Source organism: Luteimonas sp. MC1572, assembly GCF_016615815.1.
GTDB lineage: Bacteria > Pseudomonadota > Gammaproteobacteria > Xanthomonadales > Xanthomonadaceae > Luteimonas.
Window position 1 is genome coordinate 253,243 of the sequence record NZ_CP067112.1, and the last position, 25,574, is coordinate 278,816.

Sequence of the window (25,574 nt, forward strand, 5' to 3'; positions counted from 1 at the left end):
ATGCGAGCGCCCACGCCGACAAGGCCCGGCAGAGCAATGTCCGCGAAGCGTGACCCGCAGGCTGGCGATCCGCGCGTGGCGGCACAGCGCCGCCGCGCCATGCGCACCGCGCTGGCGCTCGCGCTGGTCGCGGTGGTCGTGTACGTCGGCTTCATCCTGTCCGGGGTGATCGGGCGATGAGCAAGAAGACCTCCGGCATCGCCAAGATGCTGCTGGCCTCGCTGGCGGCATTCGCGTTCACCTTCTCGCTGGTGCCGCTGTACCGCATTGCCTGTGAAAAGGTGTTCGGCATCCGCCTGGACAACACCGCGGTCGATGCCGGCGCCTATGCCACCGGCGGTGCGGGCGCCGAGGCGCGCGTGGTGACGGTGGAGTTCGACGGCGGCGTGAATTCCAAGCTGCCGTGGTCGTTCCGTCCCAACCAGTTCACCATGCAGGTGCGCGTGGGCGAGCAGTACGAGACCACGTATTACGCGCACAACAACAGCGACCGCACGGTGGTGGGCAGTGCCACGCCGTCCGTCGCGCCGGCGCGCGCGTCGGGCTATTTCGCCAAGACGGAATGCTTCTGCTTCACCGCGCAGACGCTGCACGCCGGCGAGACACGCGACATGCCGGTACGTTTCATCATCGACCCGTCGCTGCCCAAGGACGTCAAGACGATCACGCTGTCCTACACCTTCTTCAAGAACGACGTCCTGACCGCGCGCGAGCAAGTCGCGGGCACGGCGTCGGCCCACGTGCCGCGCGCGGCACCCTGATCAGGCAACAACGGAAACCGACATGGCACAGGCCCACGCCACGCAGCACGACCCCAACGCCTACTTCGTCCCGCACCACAGCAAGTGGCCGCTGTTCGCGTCGGCGGCGTTGTTCGTCACCATGTTCGGCCTGGCGAGCTGGTTCAACGAGGTCGACTGGGGCCGCCCCATGTTCTTCGTCGGCATCGCCGGCCTGGCGGCGATCCTGTTCAAGTGGTTCGCCGACGTGATCCTCGAGTCGGTGTCGGGCTACTACAACAAGCAGGTCGACGGCTCGTTCCGCATGGGGATGGTGTGGTTCATCTTCTCCGAGGTCATGTTCTTCGGCGCCTTCTTCGGCGCGCTGTTCTACGCGCGCATGCTGGTGCAGCCGTGGCTGGGCGGCGCCGGCGACGGCATGATGACCAACGTGCTGCTGTGGGAGGGCTACACACCGGCATGGCCGTCGGCTGGCCCCGGCAATGTCGGTGGCGTGTTCCAGACCATCCCGGCGTGGGGCCTGCCGCTGCTCAATACGCTGATCCTGCTGTCGTCCGGCGTCACGCTCACCATCGCGCACCATGCGCTGAAGGCCGGCCACCGCAAGCCGCTGATGTGGTTCCTCGGCGTCACCGTGCTGCTCGGCTGCCTGTTCCTGTTCTTCCAGGTCGAGGAATACATCCACGCCTACCGTGAGCTCAACCTCACGCTGGGCTCGGGCATCTACGGCTCGACGTTCTTCATGCTGACCGGGTTCCACGGCGCGCACGTCACGCTCGGCACGCTGATGCTGGCGATCATCTGGCTGCGCTGCGCCAGGGGCCACTTCAGCAGGGACGACCATTTCGCGTTCGAGGCCGTGGCCTGGTACTGGCATTTCGTCGACGTGGTCTGGCTGGGCCTGTTCCTGTTCGTCTACGTGCTCTGACCCGGGCACTGCGTGTGTCGGGCCGCGCCTGGCGCGGGCCGACGCAACAAGAAAAGCGACGGCATGCCGTCGCTTTTTCATCTCGCGGCCAGGGCCGCGCGCAGCGGTTCAGCCGTTGATGCCGTGCGGCGTGATCCAGCCCATCCAGATGGCCAGGACCACCAGCAGGATCAGCGCGACCGACAGCGCGATGCGCCTGGTCAGCGCGTTCACCGTACGCTTGGTGGTGCCGCGGTCGACCAGCATGTAGTACAGGCCGGCACCGAGGTTCCACACGATCAGGATCAGGAACGCGATGATCAGCAGGGTTTTGAGGGAATCGCTCATGCTGGCCTCCAGTGGGCCGGGATTGTCGCCGGCATTATCGCAGCCGGTAGGCGCGCCGCGGTGAGCCGCCGCGCGACATGGGCGGTTGTCGGCTGGCTGCTCGCGATCCTGGTGATCGCCGCGTTCTCCATGCTCGGCACCTGGCAGCTGGGGCGCCAGCACGACAAGCAGGCGACGCTCGACGCGGTGGCCGCCACCCTTGCCGCGCGCAATGCGCAACCACTCTCGGTCGCGGCCGACACGGCACGCGCGCAGGGCTATGACTGGGCCAGCGGGCGGGGACATTTCGCCGAGGCGCCGGCCGTCCTCCTCGACAACCAGCAACGCGACGGACGCAGCGGCGTGCGCGCCTACCGCGTGTTCATTCCCGACGCCGGGACGCCGCTGCTGGTCGAGCTGGGCTGGCTGCCGGTGCCCGGTGACCGCAGCATGCCGGAGGTCCCGCGTCCGCATGGCGAGATCGATGTCGCCGGCATGCTGTCGCCGCCGCCCTCGCTCGGCATTGGCGGCACGGCGCTGGCGCCGGCGCCGGGCAACGCCGACGCCCTGGTGGCGGTCGGGCTCGCGCCATCCGGACTGGCCGCGGCGCTCGGCCAGCCGCGGCTCGCCGCGCGCGTCTTGCGCCTCGATCCCGACCTGCCGCTGGGCTACGCCCGCGACCTCGACATGCTCGCCAACACGCTGCCGCCGGAACGCCATCTCGGCTACGCGGTGCAGTGGTTCGCGCTGGCCGCCGCGATGCTGGTCATCGCGCTCATCCTCAGTTTCCGCAGGACCCGCCGATGAACATGCCCGCTCCCGACCACCCCGACTTCGTACCCACGCGCAGGCGCAACCGCACCATGCTGGTGGCGATCGTGGTGATCTTCATCGGCAGCGTGCTGGCGGCCGGTGCACTGCGCTTTTCCGGCTGGCGGCCCGCCGGCATGAAGAACCACGGCGAGCTGCTGCAGCCGCCCGGTGACCTGCGCGGCGCGGCGCCGATCCTGGTCGATGGCGGCGAGTACGCCTGGAACCCGGTCGATCGCACCTGGCGCATCCTGGTCGCTCCGCCGGCGAGCTGCACCGACGCCTGCGTCACGCTGTCGCGCGACCTCGACACGGTCTGGCGCCTGTTCGGGCGCGAAGCCGACCACGTGCACGTGCTGTGGGTGGGCACGCCGCCGGAGGGCGTCGAGCGCAATCGCGCATGGCGCGTGCTGCAGCCCTCACAGCAGCTCTCGGCCGCACTGCCCGGCGTGGACGTCGGCGGCGCGGACGGCGTGCCGGTGTATGTTGTCGACCCCAACGGCTTCGTGATCCTGCGCTACGCGCCCGGCTTCGATGCCGGCCACCTGCGCCAGGACATGGCGCGCCTGCTCAAGCTGAAGTGATGACCGCCACGCAATCCGCGCGCCCAGGGCCGCGCTCCGTCCACCGCCACTTCCATCGCATCGCCTGGCTGGCCGTCGGGCTGGCGCTGTGCGTGATCGTGTTCGGAGCGTTCGTGCGCCTGTCGAACGCCGGCCTGAGCTGCCCGGACTGGCCGACCTGCTACGGCCGCGCCGCGTGGCCGCAGGCCGCGCACCAGGTGGCCGACCACGCGGCCTCCGCGATCCGTCCGTTCGAAACCCACAAGGCCTGGCGCGAGCAGCTGCACCGCCATCTCGCGGCGACGCTGGGCGTGCTGGTGCTGGTGCTGGCGCTGCTGGCCGCGCGCCGCGAGGCGTGGGGCATCGCGCGCATCGTGCTGGCCGCGGCGCTGGTGGCGCTGGCGATCCCGCTGTACATGCAGGGGCAACACGTCGCGGCCTCGGTGCTGGCGATCCTCGGCGAGGCGATCCTGCTGTTCGCGGCGCTGCGCCGCGCCGGCAGCGATCTGGCGCGAACATCCGCGATCACGCTCGCGGTGATCATCTTCCAGACGCTGCTGGGCATGTGGACGGTCACCTGGCTGCTGAAGCCCCTGGTGGTCATGGGGCATCTGCTGGGCGGGCTGCTGACGCTGTCGCTGCTGGCGTGGATGGCCTGGCGCGCCACCGATCGTCCGATCGTGCTGGCCGACGCGCAGGCGATGCGCCGCGTGCTGTGGGTGGCGCTGGCGGCACTCGGCGTGCAGGTCGCGCTGGGTGGCTGGGTGAGCGCCAACTACGCGGCGCTTTCATGCGGCGCCGGCAGCTGGTCGGCCGACAACTTCCCGAAATGCGTGGGCCTGTGGGTACCGCCGACCGACTTCGCCGAGGGCTTCGTGCTCTGGCGCGGCATCGGCGTGGACTACGAGGGTGGCGTGCTCGACGGCGCGGCGCGCATCGCGATCCAGCTCGCGCACCGGATGATGGCGGTGGTCGCGGCCGCCGCGCTGCTGTGGGCCGCGGTGCGCGCGCTGCGCACGCCCGGCCTGCGCGGCTGGGGCAGCACCCTGGTGGCGCTGACCGTCGCCCAGGTCAGCCTCGGCATCCTCAACGTCAAGCTGGCGCTGCCGCTTTCGGTGGCGGTGATGCACAACGCAGGCGCGGTGCTGCTGCTGTTCGTGCTGGTCTCGCTGCTCGCGCGCCTGCGCGCGGTGGACTGACATGCGCGCACCCTTCGACCAGTACTGGCAGCTGACCAAGCCGCGCGTGGTGGCGCTGATCGTGTTCACCGCGCTGGTGGGCATGTTCCTCGCGGTGCCCGGCCTGCCGCCGGCGCGGCAGGCGATCTTCGGCCTGCTCGGCATCTGGCTGGCGGCGGCATCGGCGGCGGCGATCAACCACCTCATCGACCAGCGCATCGACCGGCTGATGGTGCGCACCTCGCAGCGGCCGCTGGCGACCGGCGCGCTCAACCCGGCGCAGGTGCTGGCGTTCGCCGTGTTCCTGGGCGCGGCGTCGATGACGATCCTGATCGCGCTGGTGAATCCGATCACCGCGGTCCTGACGTTCGCGTCGCTGATCGGCTACGCCGTGGTCTACACCGGCTTCCTGAAGCGTGCCACGCCGCAGAATATCGTGATCGGCGGCATAGCCGGTGCCGCGCCGCCGCTGCTCGGCTGGGCGGCGGTCACCGGCATGCACAACCAGTGGGACTGGGCGCACGCGCTGCTGCTGGTGCTGATCATCTTCGTGTGGACGCCGCCGCACTTCTGGGCGCTGGCGATCTTCCGCCGCGAGGACTACGCGCGCGCGCTGGTGCCGATGCTGCCGGTGACCCACGGCGTGCAGTACACGCGCTGGCAGATCCTGCTGTACACGGTGTTGCTGCTGGTGGTGAGCGTGCTGCCGTGGGCGGTGGGCATGAGCGGCCTGTTCTACCTCGGCGGCGCGCTGGTGCTGGGCCTGGTGTTCCTCTGGTACGCGTGGCGGCTGATGGATCCGCCGGACGACTTCTTCCCGATGCGCGTCTTCAACTACTCGGTCGTGTACCTGATGGCGCTGTTCGCGTTCCTGCTGGTCGACCACTGGCTGCTGCCCTGGCTGCAGCCGCTGCCGCTGTTCGAGCTGCAGCGGGTGGGGTAGCGAACACGTGGCGGAGGGTCAACTCTCCGACTGCAGCGGCGTCAGCAGGCGATAGCCGGTTCCGGCCTGATGGAAGGATCCGTCGGCGATGGCGTCGTTGCCCTCCGACTCATCCTTCGCCCAAGGCGCCGGTCGGCGCGGACCGGGGATGTAGGCGACCCATTTTCCATGCGTGCCCTCCTCGGTTGCTTCCGAATTGATGGCGAAAGTGACTGGAACACGGACTGTCCAAGGGCCGTCCATGTCGTCACCCGTCGTCGGCGGTGCGAACGTCCAGCGCCGGGCCGCAGCGATGGCCGTCGACGCAAACTCCTTCCTCGCAGCCGTCATCGTCATGGCATCGGAGACGAACCGCAGGTTCACCTGCTCCGCGACCGCATCGGCAACACTGCCGTCGGGGCCGATCTTCAGCATCAGATAGGCCGTCCCGGTTGCGCCCATGTGGAGCGCGGCCCGCGGGTACCGCGGGGGTGTCATCTTGATCGAAGAGACACGGTCGCTTTCATGTTCGCCGCGCTCGCCAAACGTGGCCGAAGCCAGCCTGACCGCGAGGCCGCCGTCTTCCATCGGGGTGCCGAGCAACCGCAGTGTCATGCGCGCACGCGCGGGGACGGGTTTGCCGTCTACAACGACAGGCTCGAAGCGCCAGCCGCTGATGGCTTGCTGGATGATGTTGACGGCGTAGGGAGCAATTTTCTCCGCGCGGTCAATCGTGTGCCTGGACACCGAACCATCCGTCTCGATGTCGAGGTCACCGGTAACGAGCATCGAAACTTCGAACCCGGCGACGCTCTTTCGGGCGCCCTGTGCGGGGGCCCATATTGCGGACAAGGCCAGCATGGTGGCCAGAACGAAACGGAACATTCCCTGTACTCCCTTGCGCCATTGCACGGCACGGTATCGTCGCGTCCGCGCAGGCGCAATGGCGAGCAGCGGCAGGTCAGGCGGTGCGGTCCTCCGCGTCGTCCGGCTTTGCCTGTTGGGCGACGCGCGCCAGCGTGGCCGGCGTGATGTCCCACTGCTCCGGCGCGTCGTACTCGAACTCCGCTGCCATGCGGCCGCTGTCGCGCCACAGGCGCAGCACGCAGGCGCCCCAGGGCGCCTTGCCGGGCACACGGGTGGCATCGCGCAGGTCGTCGAAGGCGGGGCCGAGCGCGTCGCCCCCCGGCGTGGCGGCCTGGTGGCTGCCGTCGGCGGCATAGCGGAAGCCGGTGATGCGGCGCGCGATCGCACCGTCGCCGTAGCGCACGATGAGTGCGTAGCCGTGCCAGAGGCCGTCGGAGACCGCCGGGTCGGCGACCAGCAGCCGGCCGATGCGGGCGATCAGTTCATTGCGGTCCGCGGGGGCTGCGTGCATGCGGGGCAGTCTGCCGTCAGGCATTGGCCCTGTCGATGATGCCGGGCATCTGCTTCGCGGCGATGGCGTCGAACGACTGGCCGTCGGCGTTGGCGAATGCGATCAGCGCGGGGTCGTAGACCACGGTGCCGGTGGCCGGATCGATGACTTCGTAGTCGACGTGCACTTCTTCCGGGCGATGCCCGCCGTTGCGCACCAGGTCGATGTCGATCCGCACCTCCATGCCGGTGCCCAGCCAGTCGCTCCACTCCTGTTCCATCTTCGCGTAGGCACCGCGGTTGAACAGGCCGAACTGCGGGAACATGTTGACCTCGCCGTGGCCGTTGGCGAAGCGGTAGGCGAACACGTGGCCGACGTCGTCGGGCGTGCCCTTCATGTCGTTGTCGGTGCGGAAACGACTCTGCGCGCTGGTCTCGATGCGGTCGGAGTCGCGGCCCTTGCTGGATGGCTCCCAGGTCAGCACCGCCTCGGCACCGGTGGGCCGGCCCTCGGCATCGAGCGACCAGGTGATGTCGTTCACTTCGCCCGATCCGGCTTCGGTGACCGTGCCACGCACTTCGCCCGGCGCCACGTCCTCGGCCAGGACCACGGTGCTGCCGGGCACCTGGCCGGTGAGCAGCATGCGGGTGTACTCGGCACGGTCGGCGCCGGCCGGGTCCGACAGCATCGTGGTGTGGCGGGTGAAGTCCTGGCGGTCGAGCGCGTCGGAGCCGGGGCCACCGTCGCGCGGCGCGTCGAACAGCTGCTCGGAGCCGGTCATCACCCGCAGCTGGCCCTTCTCGGTCATTTCCAGCGACAGCCGCAGGTCGTCGATGGAGGCCAGGCCGTTGGCATCGGCCAGGTTGCGGAAGGCAGGCTCGAGCGCGGTGCCGGTGTAATCGGCGCCATGCACCTCGATGCGAGCACGCAGCGGAATGGTGGCCGGGTCGAAGGGGTTGAGTGCCTGCATCGCCGCGGGCGTGGCGTCGGCGTTGCGCAGGCTGGCCTCGTAGCGCAGCGGCACGCCGGTGGTGGCGCCGTCCGGGCCGCGCACGGTCATGTCGCCGTCGGCGCTGTAGGTGGTGCTGTGCTGGCCGGTCTTCTCGTCGCTGATGCGCACGCTGCCGGCATCGAGGTCGAAGCTGACTTCGCCCGGTGCCGCATCGAGCAGGGCCGGATCGAGCGTCGCCGGCTTTCCGCCCTGGGCGCCGGACAGGAATGCTTCCAGGCCGCGCCAGGGCTGCGGCGGCGGCATGGGAACCAGCAGGTGATGGGTTTCAAGCGACATGGCGTGCTGCGCAGGCGGTGGCGTCCACCGTCGCGACGACGTTACGCGGCGCGGGCCGGCGCCACCATTGGGGAAAACCCCTGCGTTCGATGCCCGTCGGAGGACAGCGCGCGGCGCGCGATCAGCCGACGTTGCGGCCGCGCGCCAGCAGCAGCTCGCGCAGTTCGGCCTTGTCCACGGCGTCCAGGCCTTCCTCGCGCTGCTTGGCCTGCAGCTCGTCGGTGCGCTGCAGCAGCGTCTGGCGGTCGAGCTGGGCGATCACGTCGAGGAACTCGAGGTGCCAGCCGGCCTCGTCGCCGGGCAGGGTCTGGCTGGCGAGTTTCTGCAGCGCCGCCGCTTCCTCGCGGCCTTCGAACTGCGCGAGCAGGGCGCCGGTGCCGATGTCCGGGCGCGCGCTGACGATCGCGATCAGTTCGGTCAGCAGCGGCACGCCGGGCTGGCGCAGCGCCACGAAGCGGTACGGCGGGCTGATGTCGAGCGCCAGCGCCGGCTTCTGCAGCAGGAGCGCGATGGCGCTGCGCACCAGGCTGCGGCGCGGCGCGGTGCTGGCCGGCGCGCGGTGCGCGCGCTGGGTGGGCACGTGCACGTGCGGCGCACTGCTGCGCGCCCCCACGCCGGTGAGTTCGGTCAGGCGCTGCTGCATCAGGTCGGCGAACGCGCCGTCGGGCAGCTGCGCCAGCATCGGCTTGGCGCGTTCGGCCAGCCGCGCCTTGCCGTCCAGCGTGGCGAGGTTGATGCCGTCCTCGGCCAGGCTGTCGAACAGGAACTGCGACAGCGGCGTGGCGTCCGCCAGCCGTGCGTCGAACCCCGCCGCGCCCTCGTTGCGCACGATGGTGTCCGGATCCTCGCCGTCGGGCAGGAACAGGAAGAACGCCTGGCGGCCGTCCTTCATCCGCGGCAGCACCGACTCCATCGCGCGCGTGGCGGCGCGTCGGCCGGCGGCGTCGCCGTCGAAACAGAAGTAGACGTCGGGCGCGTTGCGGAACAGCAGCTCGGCATGGTCGGGCGTGGTGGCCGTGCCCAGCGTGGCCACCGCCTGGCTGATGCCGTGCTGGAACAGCGCCACCACGTCCATGTAGCCCTCGACCACGATCAGCCGCGCGATCTTCTGGTTGGCCTGGCGCACCTGCCACAGGCCGTAGAGTTCGCGGCCCTTGTGGAACAGCGGCGTCTCCGGCGAGTTCAGGTACTTCGGCGAGTCGTCGGCTTTCAGCACGCGGCCGCCGAACGCGATCACCCGCCCGCGGCGGTCGTGGATCGGGAACATCACCCGATCGCGGAACTTGTCGTAGCTGTGGCCGCGCTCGTTCTTCGACAGCAGGCCGGCGCGCTCGAGCAGCGACAGCCGCCGCGGGTCGCTGCCCAGCGCGTCCTTCAGCGCCGAGAAGCCGGCCGGTGCATGGCCGATGGCGAACTGCTCGCGCACCTCGGCATCCACGCCGCGGCGGTCGAGGTAGGCGCTGGCCTCGGCGTTGCCGGCCAGTTCGCCGCGGAAGAAGCGCGCGGCCTCGTCGAGGATCGCGAACAGGTCGCGGGTGTCGGGGTTCTCGTTGTGCTGGCGGGTTTCGCGCGGGATCTCGATGCCGGCGCGGCGCGCCAGTTCGTCCACCGCGTCGAGGAACTCGAGGCGGTCGTAGTTCATCAGGAACGAGATCGCGGTGCCGTGCGCGCCGCAGCCGAAGCAGTGGTAGAACTGCTTGGTCGGCGACACCGTGAACGATGGCGAGCGCTCGTCGTGGAACGGACAGCGCGCGGAATATTCCCGGCCCTGGCGCTTCAGCGGCACGCGCGCGGCGATCACCTCGACGATGTCCGTCCGGGCGAGCAGGTCGTCGATGAAAGCGTCTGAAAGGCGTGCCATGGCTCCCGCCATGATCGCACGCGCGTCGCTAGCCGGCCGTGCGTTCCGGCTGGCGCGCGCCAGCCGCCGCGCTGGTGGATGGCAGCTCCGCCACGGGTGGCAGGCCACGCCGGGCCGCGCGCGCATCCAGGCGCCGCTGCACGTCGCCGAAGCGCCAGCGCTCGTCGATCACCGCGGTGATCATCGCGCCGACGAAGAACACCACCGCCGCGTAGTACAGCCACACCAGCAGCACCACGAGCGTGCCCATTGAGCCGTAGGCGCTGCCTGGCGCCGCCTCGGCGATGTACAGGCCGATGCCCCAGCGGCCCAGCACGAACAGCACCGCCGTCAGCAGCCCGCCCAGCAGCGCCTGGCGCCAGCGCACGCGGCGGTCGGGCAGGTAGTGGTACATCAGCGCGAACGCGAACGCGTACAGCGCCAAAGCCGCCAGGTTGCCGAGCACGGGCAGGGTGGGCGAGCCGCCGAAGGCGATCTCCAGCACCGTGGTCAGCGCCGCCGACACCAGCAGCAGGAAGCCGAGCGCCATCACCACGCCGAACGAGAACACGCGCTTGCGCAGCCACGCGCGCAGCCCGCCACGCAGCCTGTCGCCGGCGGTGTGGAAGATCGCGTTGAGCGTGCCCTGCAGGCGCGCGAACACCGCGGTGGCGCCGAACAGCAGCAGCAGCGTGCTCCACACGCCGGCCAGCGATCCGACATCGGGCTCGGTGCGCGCGTTCTCGAGCACGGTACTGGCGACCTCGCCCGCGCCGCTGCCGGCGATGCCCTGGATCTGCACGAGCAGCGCGTCCTGCGCCGCCGGATACAGCGACGCGGTCAGCCACAGCAGCAGCACCAGCAGCGGCGCCAGCGACAGCAGCGCGAAGAACGTCAGCGACGCCGCGTGGGTGAGGATGTCGATCTCGACGAAGCGCTGCGCGATGGCGTAGGGCAGCGATTGCTGCAGGCGCTCGAAACGGGATTTGAGGCGTGACGTGATGAATCGGGGCATGGCGCCAGCATAGGCAGGCGCCGTGCACGCGATGTCGCCGTGGCCGGCGACCGCGGTGTGGCTCAGCCGGCCAGGCGGCCCTTCAGCAGCGCCGAGACCTGGCCCATGTCGGCCTTGCCGGCCAGGCGCGGCTTGAGCAGGCCCATCACCTTGCCCATGTCGGCCGGGCCCGCGGCGCCGGATTCGGAAATGGCGGCGTCGATCTCGAAGATCACCTCGGCCTCGCCGAGCTTCTCCGGCAGGTAGCGCTGGATCACCTCGATCTCGGCGCGTTCGATGGCGGCCAGGTCCTCGCGGCTGGCGGCTTCGAACTGCGACACCGAGTCCTTGCGCTGCTTGAGCATCTTCTCGAGCGTGGCGAGCACGCTGGCGTCGTCGAGCTCGACGCGCTCGTCGACCTCGCGCTGCTTGATCGCGGCGAGCATCAGGCGGATCACGCCCAGGTTGGCCTTGTCGCCGGCCTTCATGGCCGTCTTCATGTCGTCGGTGAGGCGCTGCTTGAGGCTCATCGTTGGTTTCTCCGGTTCGGGGAACACGTGAAGCCGGCTACGCTTGCGCGTGCCGGCTTCAGTGGTGCCGCAGTCGGTCGCCGGGCGCGTGACGCGCCGGCAGGACCGGGCTCAGTACAGGCGCTGGCGCTTGGTGACGTCGCGCGAGGTACGGCGCGACTGGCGCTTCACGGCAGCCGCGGCCTTGCGCTTGCGCTCCTGCGTCGGCTTCTCGTAGAACTCGCGCTTGCGGGTCTCGGCAAGCACGCCGGCCTTTTCGCAGGTGCGCTTGAAGCGGCGGAGGGCAAACTCGAAAGGCTCGTTTTCGCGGACTTTGACGCTGGGCATATGGGATCTCTGGGATGTCTGAACACCGGATTCCGTCCGGCGAGCCGCGTATGATAGCGGCAAGGTTCGCGTGCACGCAAATGGCACCGGCCAGGAGCCTGCAAGCCCATGAAAGTCCTCGGAATCGAAACCAGCTGCGACGAAACCGGCGTGGCCGTGTACGACACGGCGCGGGCGGGATCGGCCGGACTGCTCGCCCATGCCGTCTACAGCCAGATCGCCCTGCACGCCGAGTATGGCGGGGTGGTGCCGGAGCTGGCCAGCCGCGACCACGTGCGCAAGCTGCTGCCGCTGGTGCGCCAGACCCTGGCCGAGGCCGGCCTGGGCGTCGGCGACCTCGACGGGGTGGCCTATACGGCCGGTCCCGGCCTGGTCGGCGCGCTGCTGGTCGGCGCCGGGGTGGCGCGTTCGTTGGCCTGGGCGCTGGAGCTTCCGGCGGTCGGCGTGCACCACATGGAGGGCCACCTGCTGGCCCCGCTGATGGAAGACGACCCGCCGCAGCCCCCGTTCGTGGCCCTGCTGGTCTCCGGCGGCCACACCCAGCTGGTCGCGGTGGAGGCGATCGGGGAGTACCGCCTGCTCGGCGAGACCCTGGACGACGCCGCCGGCGAGGCCTTCGACAAGACCGCCAAGCTGATGGGCCTGCCATATCCCGGTGGGCCGGAGCTGGCGCGGCTGGCCGAGCAGGGCACGCCGGGGAGGTTCCGCTTCTCGCGGCCGATGACCGACCGGCCCGGGCTGGATTTCAGCTTCAGCGGCCTGAAGACGCAGGTGATGCTGGCCTGGCGCAACAGCGACCAGAGCGACGCCACCCGCGCCGACATCGCGCGCGGCTTCGAGGACGCGGTGGTCGATACGCTGGCCATCAAGTGCGAACGCGCGCTGGATGACGCCGGCTGCGACGTGCTGGTGGTGGCGGGCGGCGTGGGCGCCAACAAGCGCCTGCGCGCGCGCCTGCAGGCCATGGCCGCGAAGCGCGGCGGCCGTGCCTGCTATCCGCGCCCGGAGCTGTGCACCGACAACGGCGCGATGATCGCCTTCGCCGGCGCGCTGCGCCTCGAGGCCGGGCAGCGCGAGCCCGCCGCCGTGCACGTCGTGCCGCGCTGGGACATGGCCGGGCTGCCTGCCCTGTGAGTGCCGCCATGGACAAGGTGTTCATCGAGGGCCTCGAGATCGAGGCGCTGATCGGCATCTACGACTGGGAGCGGCGGATTCGCCAGACCCTGGTGTTCGACCTGGAGATGGGCTTCGACAACCGCGTGCCCGCCGCCAGCGACGACATCGCCGACACGCTCAACTACAAGGCGGTGAGCGTGCGCCTGGTGGAGTATGTCTCGCAGTCCGGCTTCGGCCTGGTGGAGACGCTGGCCGAGCGCTGCGCGGAAATCGTGCTCGAAGAGTTCAAGGTCGACTGGCTACGCTTGAAACTCAGCAAGCCGGGCGCGGTGCGCGGTGCGCGCGCGGTAGGCGTGTGCATCGAGCGCACGCGCGGCTGATTTCCCCCGCAACCGGATCCGACATGCAAGACATGCTGCAGGCGCTGCAGGACGCGCTGTCCCCCTGGCCATGGGCCTACACGCTGGTGATGCTGGCCGCGCTGCTGTTGCTGGCATGGCTGGCCAACCTGGTCACCAAGAAGGTGCTGCTGCGCGGCGTGCGGCGCGTGCTGGGCATGCTGCCCGCGGTGCGCGGCGATGCCGCCAGTCCGGGCATCCGCCTGCGCGTCGTGCCGCGGCTGGCCAACGTGGTGCCGGCGCTGGTGATCTCCGCCGGCATCACGCTGGTGCCGGGCCTGCCGGTCGAGATCGCGCTGTTCGTGCGCAACCTGTGCAACGTGTTCATCGTGTTCACCGTGGTGCTGGCCATCGGCCACGCGTTCGACCACGCCAACGAGATCTACGAGCGCCGCCCCGACGCGCGCGACAAGCCCATCAAGGGCTACCTGCAGGTCGCCAAGATCGTGCTGTTCGCGCTTGCGGTGCTGTCGGCCATCGCCATCCTCGCCGGGGTCAAGCTGCTGCACGTGCTGACCGGCCTGGGCGCGGCCAGCGCGGTGCTGATGCTGATCTTCCAGGACACCATCCTGTCGTTCGCCGCCAGCCTGCAGATCAGCGGCGACGGCCGGGTGCGCATTGGCGACTGGATCGAGATGCCCAGCCAGAATGCCGACGGCGATGTCATCGACATCGCCCTGCACACGGTCACCGTGCAGAACTTCGACAAGACCATCACCACCATCCCGACCAAGAAGCTGATCAGCGACTCGTTCAAGAACTGGCGCGGAATGAGCGAGTCCGGCGGGCGCCGCATCAAGCGCGCGATCTACCTTGACCAGCACAGCACGCGCTTCCTGGAGCCGGACGAGGTGGCGCGCTTCCGCCGCTTCCGCCTGCTGGATGCCTATCTCGACGGCAAGTCCAGCGAGATCCGCGACTGGAACGACAAGCTGGCCGGCCACGGCGCCGAGCCGGTCAACCGCCGCCGCGTTACCAACCTCGGCACGTTCCGCGCCTACGTCGACCAGTACCTGCGCAACCACCCGGGCGTGCACCAGGAGATGTCGCTGATGGTGCGCCAGCTGCAGCCGACCGATGCCGGCCTGCCGCTGGAGATCTACTGCTTCAGCAACGACGTGCGCTGGGCGGTCTACGAAGGCATCCAGGCCGACATCTTCGACCACCTGCTGGCGATCCTCCCGGAGTTCGGCCTGCGCGTGTTCCAGGCGCACAGCGATGCGCCGGTCGACGTGCGCCTGCATGCTGCGCCGCCACCCGTCGCGGACGAACGCGCATGAGCCGCGCCTGCCTGAGCCTGGGCAGCAACGTCGATCCCGAGCGTCACGTCGCGCTTGCGTTCGCGGCGCTGCGCGCGCGCTTCGGCGACATCCTCGCCTCGGCGGCCTACCGCACGCCGGCGATCGGCTTCGACGGCCCCGATTTTGTCAACGCCGCGGCCGTGATCGACTCCGATCTCGACGTGCACGCGCTCAACCTCTGGCTGCATGCGCTCGAGGATGCCCACGGCCGCGACCGCAACGGCCCGCGCTACGGCAACCGCACGCTCGACATCGACATCGTGCTGTTCGACGACCTGGTGTGCAGCGGGCCCGGCAACCTGCGCCTGCCGCGCGGCGAACTGCGCCATGCGTTCGTGCTGCGGCCGCTGGCGGAGATCGCGCCGGAGGTCGTGGAGCCGGTGTCGCGGCGGACGCTGGCGGCGCTGTGGGCGGAGTCGCCGGAGCGCGGCGTGGCCATGCACGCGGTGGCGCTGCCGGCATTGCAGGCTGCGGCCGGGGATGGTCACACTCCGCCGGCTGCCGCGGTCTAGCAGCACATGGCGTTCGACGCCGCGGCCGCCGGCCGCGGTCGGCGCCGGTAGCGGAGGATGGGGCGATGTTCGAGAAGGTTTCGCGCAGCTGGGAGATGGTGAAGGCAAGCGCGGCAGTGCTGCGCTCCGACAGGGAGCTCATGCTGTTCCCGATCCTGTCCGGCCTGGCCACGCTGGTGGTGCTGGCGACGTTCCTGGTGCCTGCGCTCGCGCTGCGGATGTTCAGCGGCGGCTTCGGCATCGGCGCGGTCATTGGCGGCTTCGCCTTCTACTTCTGCATGTACAGCGTGGTGATCTTCTTCAACTGCGCGCTGGTCGGCGCGGCGATGATCCGCCTCGACGGCGGCGATCCGACGCTGGCCGACGGCTTCGCGGCGGCGCGCGGCCGGCTGGGCGCGATCTTCGGCTACGCGGCGATCGCCGCGACCGTCGGCGTGCTGCTGCAGGGCATGAAGAACCAGGAGAACAATTTCCTGGTGCGGCTGCTCGGCAGCGGCCTGGGCGCGGCGTGGACCTTGGCCGCGTTCCTGGTGGTGCCGGTGCTGGTCAGCCGCGATGTCGGCCCGATCGACGCGCTCAAGGACAGCCTGGCGCTGCTCAAGCGCACCTGGGGCGAGAACGCCGTGGGCCAGGTCGGCATCGGTGCCGCGTTCGGGTTGCTGACCGCCGGCGCGGTGCTGCTGTCGGTGGGGCTGGTGGTGCTGGCCGCGCAGGCGTCGGTGGTGCTCGCCGTGGCGGTGGGCGTGACCTGCGCGGTCGGCGTGATCGTGCTGGGGATCTACCAGGCCGCGTTGACCGGCATCTATTCCGCCGTGCTGTACCGCTATGCGGTGGCGCACGAAACGCCGGCCGCCTTCCAGGGCACGCAGCTGGCCACGGTGTTCGCGCCGAAGCGCTGAACGCCGGGCGCGGCCGCCGCTCAGTCCTCGAGCAGGCGGCCGCCGTCCAGGCGCAGCACCTGGCCGGTGGTGTAGCCGGCATGGGCGATCAGCCAGTGCACGGCCTCGGCGACTTCTTCCGGGGTGCCCGTGCGTGCCAGCGGCGTGCGAGCCAGCAGCGCGCGCTGGCGCACGGTGTCGGGTTCGCCGTCATCGGGCCACAGGATCGCGCCGGGGGCGATCGCGTTCACGCGTACCTTCGGCGCGAGCTCCAGCGCCAATGCACGGGTCGCCATCACCAGCGCCGCCTTTGCCATCGAATACACCGCGTGGCCGCGCAGCGGGCGCTCGGCGTACACATCGACCATGTTGACGATCGCGCCACCGCGTGCGGCGAGGTGCGGCGCCGCGGCCTGGGCCAGGAAGAACGGCGCGCGCGCGTTGGATGCGAACAGCACGTCCCACTCGGCCGGCGTGGTGCTGCCGATCGCGGTGGGAGTGAACGCGGAGGCGTTGTTGACCAGCGCGTCCAGCCGGCCGAAGCGCCCGATGGTGCGCGCCACCAGCTCCGGCAGGCGATCGAACTCGGCGAGATCGGCCTGCAGCAGCAGCACGCTGTCGGGCCGCGCGGTTTCAAGCTCGGCGGCGAGCGCATGTGCTTCGGCACCGGAGCTGCGCCAGTGCAGCGCGAGGTCGTGGCCTTCGGCATGCAGGCGGCGGGCGATGGCCGCGCCGAGGCGGCGCGCGGCGCCGGTGACGAGGGCGACGGGGCGTTGTCCGGCCATGCGTGGCTTCCGGGCTGCGGGGCGCCCACGATAGCGCGTTGCGCACGACGCGCCTTCAGCTGCCGCTGTCCCTCGGGCGCGGACAGTTCCGTATCCTGTGCAGGTCCGCAGCGGAATCCCCCATGCCCATCCCCCCGCCAGACCCCGATGCGCAGGCGCACAGCGATCGCCTGCGCGCAGCCATCCACGCCGACATCGCCGCATCCGGCGGTGCCGTGCCGTTCTCGCGCTTCATGGAGCTGGCGCTGTACGCGCCGGGCCTCGGCTATTACAGCGCCGGCAGCACCAAGTTCGGCCGCGCCGGCGATTTCGTCACCGCGCCCGAGCTCGGGCCGCTGTTCGCCGAATGCGTGGTCGAGGCGCTGGCGCCGGTGCTGCGCCAGCTCGGCGAGGGCGCCGACTTCGTCGAGATCGGCGGCGGCAGCGGCGCGTTCGCCGAGGTCGCGCTTGGCCACCTCGCCGCGCTGGACGCGCTGCCGGTGCGCTACGCGATCCTCGAACCGAGCGCCGACCTGCGCGAGCGCCAGCGCACGCGCCTGCAGCAGCGGCTGCCGGCGGCGCTGTTCGAACGCGTGGAATGGCTGGACCGTCCGCGCGAAGAATCGTGGCAGGGCGTGCTGTTCGCCAACGAGGTGATCGACGCGCTGCCCACGCCGCGCTTCGTGATCCGCAACGGCGAGGTCATGGAAGAAGGCGTGGCCAGCGCATCCGATGGCGGTTTCCGCCTGGTCGAAGTGCCGGCCGATGCGTTGATGACCGCGGCGGTGCGCCACGTCGAGCACCAGCGCGGCGACGGCGCGTTCCGCGATGGATACCGCTCCGAACTGCTGCCGCAGCTGCCGTACTGGATCCAGGCGGTGATGGGCGCCATGCAGGCCGGCGCCATGCTGTTCATCGACTACGGCCACCCGCGTCGCGAGTACTACGCCGACAACCGCCCCGACGGCACGCTGCGCGCGTTCTATCGCCACCACGTGGTGCAGGACGTGTTCGCGCGCGTCGGCCTGCAGGACATCACCGCCTCGGTGGATTTCACCGCGCTGGCCGAGGCCGGCACCGGCGCCGGCTTCGAGTTCGCGGGCTACTGCTCGCAGGCGGCGTTCCTGCTTGGCAACGGTCTTGAGCAGCGCCTGGCCGCGCACGAAGCGAATGCACCCAGCGACCGCGCGCGCTTCTCGCTGCGCCAGCAGGTGCAGCAGCTGACCATGCCCGGCGCGATGGGCGAGCGTTTCCAGGCGATGGGCTTCGAACACGGCGTGGCGTTCGAGGCCGCGTTCCTGGCCGGCGACCTGAGCTTCCGCCTGTGAGCCGGATCCGCTTCGGACGTTCGCTCAAGCCGCTGGCCCATCCGCTGGCGTGGACCACGCTGTGGTGCCTGGCGATTGCGGTGGTGGTGGTGTTCTCGCTGCTGCCTGCGGCGGACCTGCCGGACGCGCCGGGCAGCGACAAGCTGCACCACTTCATCGCCTATTTCGCGCTCGCCGCCAGTGCCGTGCAGCTGTTCGCGCGCTGGCCGGCGCTGTTCGGCGCGGGCCTCGGGCTGGTGCTGCTCGGCATCGGCCTCGAGCACGGCCAGGAAGTGCTGACCGGCACCCGCATCGCCGACCGCTGGGACGCGCTGGCCAACACGCTGGGCGTGATGGCCGGCCTGCTGACGCGCCTCACGCCGATGAAGGACGTGCTGCTGCGCTGGGACACGCGCGGGCGCGCGAACGCCTGACGGCGCGCGTCAGGCCCTGGCGCGCAGCGTGCGCGCCGCGGTGATCGCCGCGATCCGCGCTTCGCGCAGCGCCGCACCGAAGGCCGGACCATCAAGATCCTTGGCCGCCACGTGGGCGCCGGTGATCGCGGCCGCCGCATCGCGCAGCCGCACCAGCTCCGCGGCCTGCGGATAGGCGTCCTCCGCCGCGCCACCGCGGCCGCGCTTGTCGGCTTCGCACACGGTCGCCAGGCGGCGGATGCGGTCGGGCTTGCGGAAGCCGTCGCAGCGCGCCAGCAGATCGTGCACGGTGGGGTCGCGCAGCTCCGCCAGGCGGTGCACGTTGAGGTGCTCGCGGCAGGCGATCAGTGCCAGGTCGCGGTGCGCGGCCGGCACGCGCAGGCGCGTGCACAGCGTGCGCACCGGCTCGAGGCCGTGCTGTTCGTGCATCACGTGCGCCGGGAGCTTGGCCTCGGGCGTGAGCGCCTTGCCGAGATCGTGCACGAGCGCGGCAAAGCCCACTTCGTCGTCGCCCGGCGCCAGCCGCGCGGCCATGTCGCAGACCATCTCGACGTGCACGCCGGTGTCGATCTCGGGGTGGTATTCGGCGCGCTGCGGCACGCCGTACAGCGCGTCGACTTCGGGCAGCACCGCGGCCAGTGCGCCGCAGTCGCGCAATGTGCGCAGGAACGCCGACGGCGTGGTGGAGCGCAGCGCGCGCGTCAGCTCCTGCCAGACCCGTTCGGGCACCAGCTCCGCCAGCTCGCCGCCAGCGACCATGTCGCGCATCAGCGCCATGGTGTCGTCGGCGACACGGAAGCCGAGCGACGCGAAGCGCGCCATGAAGCGCGCCGCGCGCAGCACGCGCAGCGGATCCTCGGCGAATGCGGGGCCCACGTGGCGCAGCACGCGCGCGGCGATGTCGCGCTGCCCGCCATACGGATCCACCAGTCGGCCATCTGTGCCTTCGGCGATCGCATTGATGCTGAAGTCGCGGCGGCCGAGGTCCTCCTCCAGCGTCACCGAAGGATGCGCGTCCACCACGAAGCCGCGGTGCCCGCGCGCGGACTTGCGCTCGGTGCGCGCCAGCGCGTGCTCCTCGCCGGTGCGCGGGTGCAGGAACACCGGGAAATCACGGCCCACGGCCTTGAAGCCGGCCGCGAGCATCGCGTCGGGCGTGGAGCCCACCACGACGAAGTCACGGTCGCCCGGCGGCAGGCCGAGCAGCCGGTCACGCACCGCACCGCCGACCAGCCAGGTCTCCATCAGGCCGCGGGGCAGGCGAACGGCTTGCGCGCGCCGCCGCTGCGGCCATGCATGCGGTCGCTGACCGCGACCGCCTTGCCGTCCAGGCGCCAGTCGTAGATCACGCTGAAGGCGAGCACGCGCGCCACGTAGTCGCGGGTTTCCTTGTAGGTGATCGTCTCGATCCAGAAGTCCGCATCCATGCCCGGGCGCTGCGACTGCCAGCGCGCGGTGGGCGTGGGCCCGGCGTTGTAGGCGGCGATCGCCACGTACGGCAGCGCGTACTTGTCCTTCATCTCGCGCAGGTAGGCGGTGCCGATGCGGATGTTGGTGGCCGGGTCGTACAGGCTCTCCGCACCGGACCACGGCATTCCGAGGCGCGCGGCCACGCTTGCCGCGGTCTCCGGCAGGACCTGCATCAGGCCGCGCGCGTTGGCGCCGGAACGCGCCTTGGGATTGAACACACTCTCCGCGCGGATCTCCGCCGCCACCCACGCGGCATCGAGGTTGTTGCGCGCGGACTCGGCGCGGATCAGCGCGTCGTGGTGCAGCGGGAAGCGCAGCGCGTACAGGCGCAGTTCGTCCGGCTTGCGCTCGCCGCCGGCGTTGACCAGGCCGAACACGCCGCGGTCGAACCAGCCGTTGTCCTGCGCAATCTCCACCGCCAGCCGGCGCTGGTCGTCATTGAAGCCCGCCAGTGCGGCGCGCCATTCGCGCTCCGCCCACGCCGCGCGTTCGATGCGGTACAGCGCCATCGCGCGACGCAGCGACGGGTCGGCGGCGACGGCCGCCTTCGCCGCCGGCGTGGACGCGTGCTCGAGCGGACACAACGCATACGGAAGCTTGCCGCGGTCGGCGGCCAGGAAGCCGTGGAATTCAGGCGTGCGCGCGGCGGCGGCATACAGCGGCTGCGCGCCGGCGCGGTCGCCGGTGAGTTCGCGCAGGCGCGCGGCGAAGTAGCTCCAGCGCGAGTCCTGGCGCTGCGCGTCGCCCATGCGCGCGATCCCCGCCAACGCGGCACGCCAGTCCGAACGCGCCATCGCCTCTCGCACGCGCCATTCGTGCAGGCGTGCGTCGTACGCGGCCTCGGGCACCGCGGCCAGGCGGCGCGTCGCGCCCGGGTCGTACGAGGCCACGGTCCACAGCGCGATCTCGTACAGCACGCGGTTGCGTTCCGCATCGCCGAAGGCCAACGCACGCGCGATGCGCGGCAGCAGTGCTTCGGCCGCGCCGGGGTCGGTCTTGGCAAGCCGCGCCAGTCCGTGCGATGCCACCAGCCGGCTGCGCACGGTCGGCTGCCACGCCACTGCGCGGTCACCGGCCTTGTCGAGATAGGCGGCGTAGGCCTCGGCCAGCGCGCGTTCGTCGCCGGCGAATCCGCGCGCCGCGGCGCGCACCACCCCCGGCTGGCCGGCGGCGATGGCCTTGTCGATGCGCTCCCAGCGCAGCGCCGGCGCCAGCCCGCCGCTGCGTTCCAGCGCGGCAATCGGCGCATCGCAGGCGTCGGGCAGCGACTTCTCAGCGCCGCGCCACAGCGCCTGCACCTCGCTCGTCCATTTCGCGTCCACGGCACCGGTCTGCGCGCGTGCCTCGAGTTCGTGGCAGCGCAACGCGGTCGACGCGATGCGCGGCGACCACGCCGCACGGAATCCGGACCAGTCGCCGCGCTTGGCCAGCGACGCAAGCCATGCCTCGCGGAACGCCAGCTCCACCGGCTGTCCGGCCTGGCGCTGGACGAACGCCTGCGCCTGCGTGGCCGGCAGCGTGTCGATGTCGCGGCGCAGGCGTGCGTAGTCGATCCAGCCCTGCAGCGGGTGGTCGTTGCGCAGCGCGGGCGTGGGCGCGGGCAGGCCGATCTCGGCGGCGGAGAGCGCGCGTCGTGCAAGGTCGTCGTCGGGCTGCGCCTGGGCGCACGCGGTGGTCGCTGCGACCAGCAGAAGCGCGGCGACCAGTACGATGGGCGTCTTGTTGTCTGGCATGGCGGGACTATAGCGGATGGTTTCTGTACGACTCTTGGCGTCGCGCGCGTGATCGAGGGCCTGTGGATCTTCCCGCTGCTGGGCATCGTGGCCGGCGTCATGGCCGGCCTGCTGGGTATCGGCGGTGGCCTGGTGCTGGTCGCCGCGCTGGCCTGGCTGCTGCCCTTGCAGGGCGTCCCGGCGGACCTCGCGATGCATGCGGCGCTGGCGAGTTCGATGGCCAGCATCGTGATGACGTCGCTGTCGTCGGCGTACTCGCACCATCGCCGTGGCGGCGTGCTGTGGCCGACCGTGTACTGGATGGTGCCCGGGCTGCTGGTCGGTGGCTGGCTCGGCAGCCGCTTCGCCGTCAGCCTGGAGGGCGACGTGCTGCGCTGGATCGTGGCGGGGTACTGCCTGCTGGCCGGCGCGCAGATGGCTTTTGGCCGCGCCCGCGGCGACGATGCCGGCGCAGCAGGCGTGGTGCCGAGGGGGCCGGCCATGACCACCGCGGGGCTCGGCATCGGCGCGCTGTCGGCGGTGGTCGGCATCGGTGGCGGCAGCATGACCGTGCCGCTGCTGGTCTGGCGCGGCGTGCGCGCGGTGCGCGCGGTGGGCACCTCGTCAGCCTGCGGGTTCGCCATCGCCGTCGGCAGCGCGCTCGGCTACGCGCTGAATGCGCCGCAGGGTGCCGCGCTGCCGCAGGGCGCGGTGGGCTATGTGTACCTGCCGGCGGCAATCGGCGTGGCGCTGACCTCGATCATCGCGGCGCCGTTCGGCACGCGCATCGCGCACGCCATCAGCGGGCCGGCGCTGCGGCGGATCTTCGCGGCGTTCCTGGTGGCCGTGGGCCTCAGCCTGGTGCTGTAGGCAGCCGCAGCCCGGGTAAACCCCAGGGGACTTGCGGCGGTTTTACGTTTTGTTTACAAGAGGCCGTCGAACGGCCGGGGGGCAACGTCGGCACTATCCCTCCGAGGAGAGTTCCATGGCCATGCCTGCCCCGCGTACGCTTTCGGCTGCGATCAAGTCAGCGCTGCTGCTGTTTGCCATCCCCGGCCTCGTCCTCGCGCAGGACGCGCGGGACCCGGCCACCACCCTCGACACCGTCACCGTCACCGGCTCGCGCATCAAGCAGGCCGAGCTGGAGACGCATGTGCCGGTGCAGGTCCTGACCCGCGAGGACATCGATCGCAGCGGCTACAAGTCCGTGTCCGACATCGTGCAGAACCTGAGCGCCAGCGGCGCCGGGCTCAACACCAAGTTCAATTCCAGCGGCAACTTCGGCTTCCCGCCCGATGGCGGCGGCGTCGGTGCGGGTGCGGCCACGGTCGACCTGCGCCACCTCGGCCCCAAGCGCGTGCTGGTGCTGGTGGACGGCATCCGCTGGGTCAATGAATCGTCCGGTTCGGGCGTGGGCTCGGCGGTGGACCTCAACACCATTCCGCTGGCACTGGTGGACCGGATCGAAGTGCTGGAAGACGGCGCTTCATCGATCTACGGCTCGGACGCGATCGCCGGCGTGGTCAACATCATCACCCGCCGTGGCGCCGAAGGCGGCAGCGTCGAAGTGCACTACGGCACACGCGACCATTACGGCGGCGACACATGGGGCGCCGACGTGTCGTTCGGCGGCGCCAGCGAGCGCCTGCAGTGGTTCCTTGGCGCGTCGTACTTCCGCCAGGACGAGATCGCCTCGTCCGAATACGGCCCGGCCAGCCTGCCGGTGCCCGGGACGGGGCTCTCCAACGGCAGCTCGGCCACGCCGCAGGGCCGCTTCGTGTTCCAAGACCCGAACACCGGCGCGAACTACAGCATCACGCCCAACACCGGCATCACCGAACCGGTGTTCGACCCCACGCAGACCGGTTGCGTGCGCACCGACGACTACCACTGCTTCACCACCGCCGACCGCTTCAACTTCGCGCCCTACAACCTGCTGCTGACGCCGTCGGAGCGCAAGACCGTATTCGGCCAGGCGCGCTTCGAGTTCACGCCTGAAATCGGCGGCTACGTGCGTGCGCTGTACAACGAACGCACGTCCGCCAACCAGGCCGCGCCCGAGCCGCTGTTCCTCGGCACCGACGCGGGCGTCTACAACGACTTCGCCGAACGCACGCTGGTTATTTCCGCGCTCAATCCGTACAACCCCTTCGGGTTCGACCTGACCACGGTGGGCGAGGACGCCAACCTGTTCCTGCTCGGCCGCCGGCCGGTGGAGGGCGGGCCGCGTCGCTACGAGCAGGATGTCGAGACCTGGTACGTGGCCACGGGGCTTGAAGGCACGTTCAACGTAGGCGCACGCGCCTGGAACTGGGATGTGAACCTGGTGCGCAGCGAGAGCCAGGCCGACCAGACCAACACCGGCAGCTACAACCTGCGGCGCATCAACGAAGCGCTGGGTGATCCCGCGGCCTGCGCCGCGATCAGCGGCTGCGTGCCGCTCAACATCTTCGGCGGCGAAGGCACGATCACCCCGGCCATGCTGGCCTTCATCCAGCCGGTGGTGCGCGACCGCAGCGAGAACACGCTGAGCCTCGCTTCGGCCAACGTCACCGGCGCGCTGCTGGACATGCCCGCCGGCCCGCTGGCGTTCGCGGCGGGCTACGAATACCGCAAGTACGAAGGCAGCTACCAGCCCGACCCGATCACCGTCGCCGGCGAATACAACGGCGTGCCGTCCGGGCCCACGTCGGGCGACTACAACGTCAACGAGGTGTATCTCGAGTTCGCCGTGCCGCTGATGAAGGACACCGCGTTCGGCAAGTCGCTCGACATGAGCATCGCCGGCCGCTATTCCGACTACTCGACCTTCGGCGGCGAGAGCACCGGCAAGCTCGGGCTGCGCTGGCAGCTGGTCGATGAGCTGGTGTTCCGCGGCTCGTTCGCGCAGGGCTTCCGCGCGCCGTCGATCGGCGAGCTCTACGGCACGCTGTCGCGCTTCGACGCCACGCTGGTCGATCCCTGCTCCGGTGCCGCCAATGCCGTCACGCCGGAATGCGTGGCGCAGGGCGTGCCGGCGGACTACGAGCAGACCAACCCGCAGATCTCGGTGGTGACCTCGGGCAACGCCGCCCTGCAGCCGGAAACCAGCCGCAGCGTGATGCTGGGCGCGGTGTGGAGCCCGTCGCTGGCGGCCAATACCACGTGGTCGGAACGCCTGGACCTTGGCGTGACCTTCTACAAGCACACCATCGAGGACGCCATCCAGGCGCCGGACGCGCAGTCCATCCTCGAGCGCTGCGTGTTCGAGGTCGATCCCGTCGCCTGCGCCTCATACGAGCGCAGCGCGCGCGGCCAGATCGTGCGCTTCGACGACATCCTCGACAACCTCGGCACCATCAAGACCGACGGCTGGGATTTCAGCGTCGGCTGGCTGCTGCCGGAGCAGGGCTGGGGCCAGCTGCGCTTCGACGCCAAGGCCACGAAGGTGGGGCACTACGAACTGGTCAACGAGTCAGGCCAGGCCGAGCCGCGCGCTCCGGGCGTCGAGCTCAACAACAGCGCCATCCCCGAGTGGACGTCCAGCCTGACCAGCGAATGGAGCCGCGGGCCGTGGGCGGCGACGTGGGCGATGCGCTACATCAGCGAGCTGACGGAATCCTGCGGCGGCGCCAACGGCTTCCCGATCTGCGACGACAGCGACAACGACATCAACCACCTCAGCGCCACCACCTACCACGACCTGCAGCTGTCGTGGAACAGCGACGCCTGGCTGCGCGGCATGCGCGTGGTGCTCGGCGTCAACAACGTCACCGACAAGGATCCGCCGATCTGCCTGAGCTGCTCGCTCAACGGCTATGACGCGGCCACGTACGACTTGCCGGGGCGGTTCTGGTACGCGCGCCTGGGCGTGGACTTCTGATGCGGCAGGGCCAGCCGGCATGCGTGCCGGCTGGCCC

General features: G+C 70.6%; 27 protein-coding genes. 16 read left to right on the forward strand and 11 right to left on the reverse strand.

All coding sequences use genetic code 11. The annotated features are described in order from the left end of the window. Nucleotides 1-36 precede the first annotated feature (36 nt). Genes JGR64_RS01130 through JGR64_RS01140 form a run of 3 tightly spaced genes read left to right on the forward strand, consistent with a single transcriptional unit; the run spans nucleotide 37 to nucleotide 1,668 of the window. The gene (locus tag JGR64_RS01130; protein ID WP_199374703.1) at nucleotides 37-180 is read left to right on the forward strand and encodes a hypothetical protein; all 144 of its coding nucleotides are present in this window, start codon (nucleotides 37-39) and stop codon (nucleotides 178-180) included. After that, nucleotides 177-761, forward strand: a complete 585-nt coding sequence (locus JGR64_RS01135) for a cytochrome c oxidase assembly protein (RefSeq protein ID WP_199374705.1) — start codon at nucleotides 177-179, stop codon at nucleotides 759-761. The genes JGR64_RS01130 and JGR64_RS01135 overlap by 4 nt, the downstream gene beginning before the upstream one ends. A gap of 22 nt (nucleotides 762-783) precedes the next feature. Next, a complete protein-coding gene (locus JGR64_RS01140; RefSeq protein WP_199374708.1) occupies nucleotides 784-1,668 on the forward strand; it encodes a cytochrome c oxidase subunit 3 in 885 nt (294 codons plus the stop codon). A 108-nt stretch (nucleotides 1,669-1,776) separates the two neighbouring features. Here the strand turns inward: JGR64_RS01140 and JGR64_RS01145 are convergent, their stop codons facing one another. After that, nucleotides 1,777-1,995 (reverse strand): twin transmembrane helix small protein, encoded by a 219-nt coding sequence (locus tag JGR64_RS01145; protein WP_199375131.1) that lies wholly within the window; start codon nucleotides 1,993-1,995, stop codon nucleotides 1,777-1,779. A gap of 60 nt (nucleotides 1,996-2,055) precedes the next feature. Between JGR64_RS01145 and JGR64_RS01150 the strand changes: the two genes are divergently transcribed. The 4 genes from JGR64_RS01150 to cyoE are packed head-to-tail and all read left to right on the forward strand — an operon-like array spanning nucleotide 2,056 to nucleotide 5,468. Next, nucleotides 2,056-2,781, forward strand: coding sequence for an SURF1 family protein (locus tag JGR64_RS01150; protein ID WP_255531426.1), 726 nt, complete (start codon nucleotides 2,056-2,058; stop codon nucleotides 2,779-2,781). A gap of 2 nt (nucleotides 2,782-2,783) precedes the next feature. Continuing rightward, nucleotides 2,784-3,368, forward strand: a complete 585-nt coding sequence (locus tag JGR64_RS01155; RefSeq protein ID WP_199375133.1) for a hypothetical protein — start codon at nucleotides 2,784-2,786, stop codon at nucleotides 3,366-3,368. Continuing rightward, on the forward strand, nucleotides 3,368-4,546 hold the full coding sequence (locus JGR64_RS01160; protein ID WP_199374710.1) for a COX15/CtaA family protein: 1,179 nt from the start codon (nucleotides 3,368-3,370) through the stop codon (nucleotides 4,544-4,546). The genes JGR64_RS01155 and JGR64_RS01160 overlap by 1 nt, the downstream gene beginning before the upstream one ends. 1 nt (nucleotide 4,547) lies before the next feature. Then, the gene (gene cyoE / locus JGR64_RS01165) at nucleotides 4,548-5,468 is read left to right on the forward strand and encodes a heme o synthase (RefSeq protein WP_199374712.1); all 921 of its coding nucleotides are present in this window, start codon (nucleotides 4,548-4,550) and stop codon (nucleotides 5,466-5,468) included. An 18-nt stretch (nucleotides 5,469-5,486) separates the two neighbouring features. Here cyoE and JGR64_RS01170 read toward each other — a convergent pair whose 3' ends face one another. The 7 genes from JGR64_RS01170 to rpsU all read right to left on the reverse strand — a co-directional run bounded on the left by JGR64_RS01170 (nucleotide 5,487) and on the right by rpsU (nucleotide 11,783). Then, nucleotides 5,487-6,332 carry a TonB family protein gene (locus JGR64_RS01170; RefSeq protein ID WP_199374714.1) on the reverse strand — a complete coding sequence of 282 codons (846 nt, stop codon included), beginning with the start codon at nucleotides 6,330-6,332 and terminating at the stop codon, nucleotides 5,487-5,489. A 76-nt stretch (nucleotides 6,333-6,408) separates the two neighbouring features. Continuing rightward, nucleotides 6,409-6,825, reverse strand: coding sequence for a hypothetical protein (locus JGR64_RS01175; protein WP_199374716.1), 417 nt, complete (start codon nucleotides 6,823-6,825; stop codon nucleotides 6,409-6,411). Between the two features lie 16 nt (nucleotides 6,826-6,841). Continuing rightward, entirely contained in the window at nucleotides 6,842-8,092 is a 1,251-nt protein-coding gene (locus JGR64_RS01180) for a DNA/RNA non-specific endonuclease (protein WP_199374718.1), read from the reverse strand. A 121-nt stretch (nucleotides 8,093-8,213) separates the two neighbouring features. Beyond that, a complete protein-coding gene (gene dnaG, locus JGR64_RS01185; RefSeq protein WP_199374720.1) occupies nucleotides 8,214-9,953 on the reverse strand; it encodes a DNA primase in 1,740 nt (579 codons plus the stop codon). 28 nt (nucleotides 9,954-9,981) lie between these two features. Continuing rightward, nucleotides 9,982-10,947, reverse strand: a complete 966-nt coding sequence (locus tag JGR64_RS01190; RefSeq protein ID WP_199374722.1) for a YihY/virulence factor BrkB family protein — start codon at nucleotides 10,945-10,947, stop codon at nucleotides 9,982-9,984. Nucleotides 10,948-11,009: 62 nt separating this feature from the next. Beyond that, entirely contained in the window at nucleotides 11,010-11,456 is a 447-nt protein-coding gene (locus JGR64_RS01195; RefSeq protein ID WP_199374724.1) for a GatB/YqeY domain-containing protein, read from the reverse strand. Between the two features lie 111 nt (nucleotides 11,457-11,567). Beyond that, nucleotides 11,568-11,783 (reverse strand): 30S ribosomal protein S21, encoded by a 216-nt coding sequence (gene rpsU, locus JGR64_RS01200; protein ID WP_182823286.1) that lies wholly within the window; start codon nucleotides 11,781-11,783, stop codon nucleotides 11,568-11,570. Nucleotides 11,784-11,891: 108 nt separating this feature from the next. Here rpsU and tsaD point away from each other — a divergent pair, with 108 nt between their 5' ends. From tsaD to JGR64_RS01225, 5 genes are all read left to right on the forward strand, one after another. Continuing rightward, on the forward strand, nucleotides 11,892-12,917 hold the full coding sequence (gene tsaD / locus JGR64_RS01205; RefSeq protein WP_199374725.1) for a tRNA (adenosine(37)-N6)-threonylcarbamoyltransferase complex transferase subunit TsaD: 1,026 nt from the start codon (nucleotides 11,892-11,894) through the stop codon (nucleotides 12,915-12,917). A gap of 8 nt (nucleotides 12,918-12,925) precedes the next feature. After that, nucleotides 12,926-13,279, forward strand: a complete 354-nt coding sequence (folB, locus tag JGR64_RS01210; RefSeq protein WP_199374726.1) for a dihydroneopterin aldolase — start codon at nucleotides 12,926-12,928, stop codon at nucleotides 13,277-13,279. 23 nt (nucleotides 13,280-13,302) lie between these two features. Then, the gene (locus JGR64_RS01215; RefSeq protein ID WP_199374727.1) at nucleotides 13,303-14,577 is read left to right on the forward strand and encodes a mechanosensitive ion channel domain-containing protein; all 1,275 of its coding nucleotides are present in this window, start codon (nucleotides 13,303-13,305) and stop codon (nucleotides 14,575-14,577) included. Then, nucleotides 14,574-15,110, forward strand: coding sequence for a 2-amino-4-hydroxy-6-hydroxymethyldihydropteridine diphosphokinase (gene folK / locus JGR64_RS01220; RefSeq protein ID WP_199374728.1), 537 nt, complete (start codon nucleotides 14,574-14,576; stop codon nucleotides 15,108-15,110). The genes JGR64_RS01215 and folK overlap by 4 nt, the downstream gene beginning before the upstream one ends. A gap of 65 nt (nucleotides 15,111-15,175) precedes the next feature. Further along, nucleotides 15,176-16,009 (forward strand): DUF6159 family protein, encoded by an 834-nt coding sequence (locus JGR64_RS01225; RefSeq protein ID WP_199374729.1) that lies wholly within the window; start codon nucleotides 15,176-15,178, stop codon nucleotides 16,007-16,009. A 20-nt stretch (nucleotides 16,010-16,029) separates the two neighbouring features. On the opposite strand, the gene JGR64_RS01230 is transcribed toward JGR64_RS01225, so the two are convergent. Continuing rightward, nucleotides 16,030-16,773 carry a pteridine reductase gene (locus tag JGR64_RS01230; protein ID WP_199374730.1) on the reverse strand — a complete coding sequence of 248 codons (744 nt, stop codon included), beginning with the start codon at nucleotides 16,771-16,773 and terminating at the stop codon, nucleotides 16,030-16,032. 122 nt (nucleotides 16,774-16,895) lie between these two features. Here JGR64_RS01230 and JGR64_RS01235 point away from each other — a divergent pair, with 122 nt between their 5' ends. Both JGR64_RS01235 and JGR64_RS01240 read left to right on the forward strand, forming a co-directional pair. Further along, the gene (locus JGR64_RS01235) at nucleotides 16,896-18,080 is read left to right on the forward strand and encodes an SAM-dependent methyltransferase (protein WP_199374731.1); all 1,185 of its coding nucleotides are present in this window, start codon (nucleotides 16,896-16,898) and stop codon (nucleotides 18,078-18,080) included. A gap of 5 nt (nucleotides 18,081-18,085) precedes the next feature. Next, nucleotides 18,086-18,493 (forward strand): VanZ family protein, encoded by a 408-nt coding sequence (locus JGR64_RS01240; RefSeq protein WP_199375134.1) that lies wholly within the window; start codon nucleotides 18,086-18,088, stop codon nucleotides 18,491-18,493. 9 nt (nucleotides 18,494-18,502) lie between these two features. On the opposite strand, the gene JGR64_RS01245 is transcribed toward JGR64_RS01240, so the two are convergent. Together JGR64_RS01245 and JGR64_RS01250 are read right to left on the reverse strand one after the other, a co-directional pair. Then, complete coding sequence (locus tag JGR64_RS01245) at nucleotides 18,503-19,738, reverse strand: multifunctional CCA addition/repair protein (RefSeq protein ID WP_199374732.1); 1,236 nt, start codon at nucleotides 19,736-19,738, stop codon at nucleotides 18,503-18,505. After that, a complete protein-coding gene (locus JGR64_RS01250) occupies nucleotides 19,738-21,696 on the reverse strand; it encodes a lytic transglycosylase domain-containing protein (RefSeq protein ID WP_199374733.1) in 1,959 nt (652 codons plus the stop codon). Before JGR64_RS01250 ends, JGR64_RS01245 begins: the two co-directional genes overlap by 1 nt. Before the next feature lie 48 nt (nucleotides 21,697-21,744). Between JGR64_RS01250 and JGR64_RS01255 the strand changes: the two genes are divergently transcribed. Beyond that, nucleotides 21,745-22,545 carry a sulfite exporter TauE/SafE family protein gene (locus JGR64_RS01255; RefSeq protein WP_234446975.1) on the forward strand — a complete coding sequence of 267 codons (801 nt, stop codon included), beginning with the start codon at nucleotides 21,745-21,747 and terminating at the stop codon, nucleotides 22,543-22,545. Between the two features lie 115 nt (nucleotides 22,546-22,660). Further along, on the forward strand, nucleotides 22,661-25,537 hold the full coding sequence (locus tag JGR64_RS01260; protein ID WP_199374734.1) for a TonB-dependent receptor: 2,877 nt from the start codon (nucleotides 22,661-22,663) through the stop codon (nucleotides 25,535-25,537). Nucleotides 25,538-25,574 lie beyond the last annotated feature (37 nt).